Origin of the sequence: Streptomyces sp. NPDC058579, assembly GCF_042718575.1 — a bacterium.
Lineage (GTDB): Bacteria > Actinomycetota > Actinomycetes > Streptomycetales > Streptomycetaceae > Streptomyces.
Genome location: NZ_JBHXPI010000084.1, coordinates 1 through 5187 on the forward strand (window position 1 = coordinate 1; position 5187 = coordinate 5187).

4 protein-coding genes are annotated in these 5187 nt (G+C 74.9%); 2 read left to right on the forward strand and 2 right to left on the reverse strand.

The annotated features are described in order from the left end of the window. The coding region (locus tag ACFWRO_RS36905) for a DUF2637 domain-containing protein (protein ID WP_384519041.1) at positions 1–919 on the reverse strand (919 nt) is incomplete at its 3' end. Positions 920–1147: 228 nt separating this feature from the next. Beyond that, positions 1148–2005: a (2Fe-2S)-binding protein gene (locus ACFWRO_RS36910; RefSeq protein ID WP_384519043.1), complete on the reverse strand. Its 858-nt coding sequence runs from the start codon at positions 2003–2005 to the stop codon at positions 1148–1150. A 148-nt stretch (positions 2006–2153) separates the two neighbouring features. Between ACFWRO_RS36910 and ACFWRO_RS36915 the strand changes: the two genes are divergently transcribed. Continuing rightward, entirely contained in the window at positions 2154–3050 is an 897-nt protein-coding gene (locus ACFWRO_RS36915; protein WP_384519046.1) for a GntR family transcriptional regulator, read from the forward strand. Between the two features lie 126 nt (positions 3051–3176). Next, positions 3177–5114: a WD40 repeat domain-containing protein gene (locus tag ACFWRO_RS36920; RefSeq protein ID WP_384519049.1), complete on the forward strand. Its 1938-nt coding sequence runs from the start codon at positions 3177–3179 to the stop codon at positions 5112–5114. Positions 5115–5187 lie beyond the last annotated feature (73 nt).

Genomic DNA, 5187 nt, shown 5'->3' on the forward strand with positions numbered 1-5187 from the left:
CCGCGACGGCCGTCCCCACGGACGGCGTCGCGGAGCCCGCGCCGGAGTTCAGGGACGGTGCCACCGAGCCACCGCCGGCGGCAAGGGACGGCACGTCGACCTGACGGCCGCCCCCGCGCCCCAGGCCGAAGGCCCGGTGCTGGCGGTTGATCGCCTTGATCCTGGCCCGGTCGAGCTTCCCCTGCTCGCGCCTGCGGTGCCGGTTCTGCTCCTTCTCGCGCCGGTCCTCCCGCACCTCGTCGACGGCCTCGTCCAGCGTCCGTACGCCTTCGAGGAGCATCAGCGACCACGCGGCGAAGGTCTCCCTGGGCGCCCGCAGCCACCGTACGATCCGGATCTGCGGCAGCGGACGCGGCACGAGGCCCTGCTCGCGCAGCGCCGCCCGGCGGGTCTGCTTGAGCGCCCGGTCGAAGAGGACCGCGGCCGAGAGGGACATGCCCGCGAAGAACTGCGGCGCGCCGTCGTGGCCCAGACCGCGCGGTGCGTGCACCCAGTTGAACCAGGCCGCCGCGCCCGCGAACAGCCAGACGAGCAGGCGCGAGCCGAGCGCCGCGTCGCCGTGGCTCGCCTCGCGGACCGCGAGGACGGAGCAGAACATCGCCGCCCCGTCGAGGCCGAAGGGGACCAGGTACTCCCAGCCCCCGGTGAGGTTCAGGTTCTGCCGGCCGAAGCCGACGAGGCCGTGGAAGGAGAGCGCGGCGGCGACGGCCGCGCAGCAGAAGAGCAGGACGTAGGAGGCGGTTCCGTAGATGGCTTCCTTGCGTCGGCGGCGTTCCTCATTGCGTTCCCAGGAGTCCTCGGCCGCGGCCTGGTCACCGGCGCGCTTGCCGCGCGCGAGCACCGCGACCGCCGTCAGGACTCCGGCCACCATGACGCCACCAGGAAGCAGCCAGTCCAGCGATATGTCGGTCAGTCTCATGCGGTGTCCCTTGCATCGCAGTAGGGCGTTTCGGCCGCCCATACTTGCCGACCCCGGAGGCCCCACATGTGGTTTCTCGGCAAGAGCACGCCATTGGGGTCGGACGGCATACGAATAGGTGCGATCCGGTCGAACGACTGGACCATGCAAGGGAGTTGCGTTCGATTCATGCCACTCGTACGAGTGGCGTAATCCGACGGCTCGTCGGCTGGGTGGCGGAAGGAACCGTCAGGCGGTCGCGGCGAGCCGGCGGACCCGCTCCGCGTCGCAGGTCCGCGGGCACGTCAGGCAGGTGTCCTCAGGGCGAAGCGTGTAGAAGAAGCAGCAGGTCGCCCGGTCCCGGGTGGCGCGGGGCGTGCCGTCGGGCGCCTCGGCCCCCGGCAGCTCGCGGAAGCCCGCGGCCCCGGCGTACGGCTTGGCCGTACCGGGCATCAGCAGCTCCAGCTCGGCCATCCCCCGCTCCTCCTCGCCGAGCAGCGCGGAGATGTACCAGAGGCCCTCGACGATCTCGTCCGTCGCCATCCCCCACAGCGCCCGCTTCCCGCGCCGCATCCGGGGCCCGAAGCCGGCCAGGACCTCCTCGAAGTGCTCGGCGAGCGCGGCCCTGGCCTCGGCGCGCAGCGCCTCCTCGTCCGGCACGACCCGCGCGCCGGGCAGCTCGGCGGCGGGGTCGCCAGGCAGGCAGGCGAACTCCTCGATCCGGACGGCCATCCGCCCCAGGGCCCGCTGGAAGGAGACGTTACGGGCGGGCAGGCGCGGGACCCTGCGGTGCAGGAACCAGGGGACCGTGACCAGGAGGCAGGCGGGCCAGGCGTACCGGTGCAGCCCGAAGCTGGCGACCACGTCGGGTCGGGCCTGCTGCCCGTAGTCGCGCAGCACCTGCGCGTTGTCCCAGGCCAGGAAGGCGTCGAGGGTGGCTCCGCCGGCCGCGAGCTCGTCCGCCCCGACCCAGCCCGCCCCGCGCGGCGTCTGCTCGTGGCTGCCCAGTTCCTCTATCCGCAGGCTGGGGAACACCTCGCCGAGGCGGGCGTACGAGGCCGCGACGGGCGAGGTGAACGGGGCGGGGAGCAGAGCGGGGAGGGCCATACGGGACCACCGAATCGCGATCGTTAGCAGGTTAGCCTTACCTTACCCGATGCGTCCGAGGTTTGAACTGCGGCCCCGTCCGCCTATCGTGCACAGGGGGCCTCGGTATCGCGAGCCAGGCCCGGCACGACCCCGCAGGAGGACCCGGGTGGAGCAGGGCAGAGCGCGCGAGCAGTCGTACCTGTCGTACGACGGTTCGGTACGGGTCCCGGAACAGGTGCGGGGAGCGGCGGGGGCGGTGCCGCCGACCGAGGGTCTGTCGGGGGTACGGGGTGAGCCGACGTCCGCACGGGACGAGCCGTTGGCTGTACGCGGCGAGTCGTCGTCCGCACGGGGCGAGCACACCCACAGCGAGCCGCCCGCGCCCCGGCTGACGGCCCCCGCCTACGTCCCCGCTCCGGCGCGGGAGGGCGCCCCACGTACCGTCCGGCGCCACTCGGTGCGCGGCCAGATCCTCCAGGCCCTGCGCACCGCGCTCGTCGGCGGCGAACTGGTCCCCGGAGAGGTGTACTCCGCCCCCGTCCTCGCCGAGCGCTTCGGCGTCTCCGCGACCCCCGTACGGGAGGCGATGCAGCAGCTGGCCGTCGAGGGCGCCGTGGAAGTCGTACCCAACCGGGGCTTCCGCGTCACCGAGCGCACCCCGCGCGAACTCGCCGAGCTGGCCGAGGTGCGCGCGCTCATCGAGGTCCCGATCATGCTGCGGCTCGCCCGCACGGTCCCGGCCGCCCGCTGGGCCGAGCTCAGGCCGCTCGCCGAGGCCACCTCGACCGCCGCCGCCCGCGGCGACCGGGCCCACTACGCCGAGGCCGACCGCGCCTTCCACCGCGCCGTCCTCTCCCTCGCGGGCAACGAACAGCTCCTCGTCGTCGCCGACGACCTCCACCGCAGGTCCCAATGGCCTCTGGTGAGCGGCCCGGTGACCCGGCACGGCGACCTCGTGGCGGACGCGGCGGAACACACCGCCCTCCTCGACGCGCTGATCGCCCAGGATGTCACCGTCGTGCAGTCACTTGTCAGGGAGCATTTCACCGGATCGGCGGACTGACGACTAAGGTCGTTGCCGTCGGCCGGCCCCTCGCGTGGGTTGTCGCCGTCGTCCCGTCCGTACAGCGCCGTCCGTGAGGTGTCCCATGCCGTCCGCGACTCCGTCCCCGGCGTGGGGAAGGTGCCCGTGACCGGATCCGTCCGTGGAGACCGCCCGGCAGCGGGTACGGAGGCCGAGGCGGCGGCCCTGCTCGGCTGGCTCACCGCCCCGGACGCCCCGCGCCTCTGCCTGGTCGTCGGCGGCCCCCGCCGGGGCAAGTCCGCGCTCCTCGGCTGGCTCGCGACCCACGGCACGCGCGCGGGCGCGCGCCGCAGGCGTGCGGCGCGCGAGCTGATCCCGCTCGCCGGCCAGTGTGCGCTCGGCGCGGCCTGGACGGTCGCGAACCGGCTCGGCGTCGTGGCCCGCACGCCCGGCGAACTCGTCCAGGCCGTCGCGACGACGGAGGCGCGGCGCGCGGCCCTGGTCCTGCCGGACCTGCACGCCGCCGCCGAACCGGAGGCGATCGCCGAACTGATCGCCGAACTCGCCGCGTCGGGGCGAGTCCGCCTCGTCGTGGAGACCTGCAAGGGCACACCGTCGTACGACCTCCTGACGGCCACGGCCCGCGTCATGGTGGTCGACCTGGACGACGACTCCGAAGACGCCGCGGGGCGGGGGGAGTCGGGCCGGGGCTCGGGGGCGGGCCCGGGTCTGGGTCAGGGTCTGGGCTCGGGGTCCGCTTCGGGGCAGGTGCCGGGCGCTGCGGGCAAGGGCGCCGGATCGGGACCGGGCGCGGGCAAGGGCGCGCGTGAGGCCGCGGGCAAGGGCTCGGCGGCGCGTTCGGGTAAGGGCTCGGCTGAGGGTTCGGGTGCGAGTAAGGGCTCGGGTTCCGGGTCGGGTTCGGACCTGGGCTCCGGGTCGGGTTCGGCGCTGAGTGACGCGGCGGAGGCGGCCTGGGACTCGGACGGGGACTGGGGCCCTGGCTGGGCGGCCGGGGCGGAGCCGTACGAGGTGCGGCACGCGGTCGATCTGGCTGACCCGGTTGCGGTCTGTACCGCCGATCCGCTGCGGGTCACCACCGCTTACGTGACCGGTCCCGGTGACGACCGGGGTGGTCTGCGGTCGGCGTGGCTGCGTACCGGGCAGTCCCTCTGTCGTGAGCAGCATCCGGCCGACCGGGCCGTCGTGCTGCTCGGCGCCCTCGGGGACGGGGCGGATCCGCGACTGCTTCCGGCGCTGCGCGCGCTCGCGGCCGAGGCGCCCTGGCGGGTGCGGTGGACGCGGGTACGGGGCGACCTGACCCCGCCGTGGCCCGGGCCGGTCACGGCCCTGGGGGCAGCGGACGACCGCCTGTTGGTCGCGGGTACGACGGACGCCGTCCAGGTCCTCGGCGCGGCCGACGCGACGACCGGCGGCGAGCCGCTGCGGAGCCCCTCCGGCGGCCGGATCAAGACGCTCGCACCGGCGCCGGACGGCACGCTCCTGCTCCTGGACGAACGGGGCCGGCTGCTGCCCGTCCCCGGGCCCGAACCCCGGCCGCCGTACCTGGAACGGCTCACGACCGCCGTCGCGGCGACCCTCACCCGACACCCCGGCACGGCACTCGCGGCGATCGGCGGCTCGGTGGTGGTGGGCGACCGGCTCGGCTCGGTCCACGCCTTCGGCCTGACGGGCATTCACCAGGCCGCCCTGCACAGCGGTCGCGTCACGGCGGTGACGGCCGTCGAGACGGAGAAGGGCCCCTTCCTCTGCAGCGGCGGCCAGGACGGCACCGTGCGCCGCTGGATCCCGGGCCGGGACCCCGACCCCGCCCCGATCGCCGAACGCCGCGTCCCCGTCGTCTCGTTGCACGCCACGGAGACCCCCGAGGGCACCCTGCTCGCGATCGCCTGGGCCGACGGTCTCGTCGAACTCCGCGACCTCGAAACCCGCGCCCGCCTCACCTTCCGCCCCGGTCCCCCGGTCCGCGCGGTGGCGGTCACCCCCGACGGCGCGGTGGCCGTGGGGATGGACGAGGCGCTGCTGTGCCTGGAACGCGTGCCGGGGTGGGTACGGCCACGCCGCCGGGGGCCGACGGCGGGGTAAGCGGGGTAGGGCGACGCCCGGTCGCCGTCCTGCAGGCGGCGACCCGGCGACTCGTGGCCTGGGTCTTATAAAA